A 566-nucleotide genomic window follows, 5' to 3' on the forward strand; every position below is an offset into this window, starting at 1 on the left:
TCTGGCGCATACACGATTCCTAGAAGAAAACCTCAATCGTCTATTCGATGAAAAAGAGCACGAACCAACGAAAGAACTGGCGATTGCTGATACGCTGAAACTGTTGGTGCGAGATTTCTATCAAGATACAGAACCAAAAACGCGTTGGCACCTGGATTTGCATTGTGCTATTCGTGGTTCGAAACATTATACGTTTGCGGTAAGCCCAAAAACGCGCCACCCAGTTCGCAGCAAAGCGTTGGTGGATTTTCTCGATAGTGCGCATATTGAAGCTGTGTTGTTATCCAATTCACCATCAAGTACGTTCAGTTGGTACAGTGCAGAGAATTACGGTGCACAAGCGCTAACGATGGAGCTTGGCCGCGTCGCTAGAATTGGTGAAAACGCTCTGGACAGATTAACGGCATTTGACTTGGCTCTGCGTAATTTGATTGCAGAAGCTCAGCCAGAGCACTTATCGAAACCGTGTATTAAATATCGCGTAAGTCGCACTATCGTCCGCTTGCATGATGATTTCGATTTCATGTTTGACGACAACGTGGAGAATTTTACTTCGTTTGTTCATG

1 protein-coding gene is annotated in these 566 nt (G+C 45.2%); it reads left to right on the forward strand.

The features are described from left to right. The coding region (locus R7E78_RS29025; RefSeq protein ID WP_318059004.1) for a succinylglutamate desuccinylase at positions 1–566 on the forward strand (566 nt) is incomplete at both ends.

This window comes from Vibrio sp. YT-19(2023) (assembly GCF_033337395.1).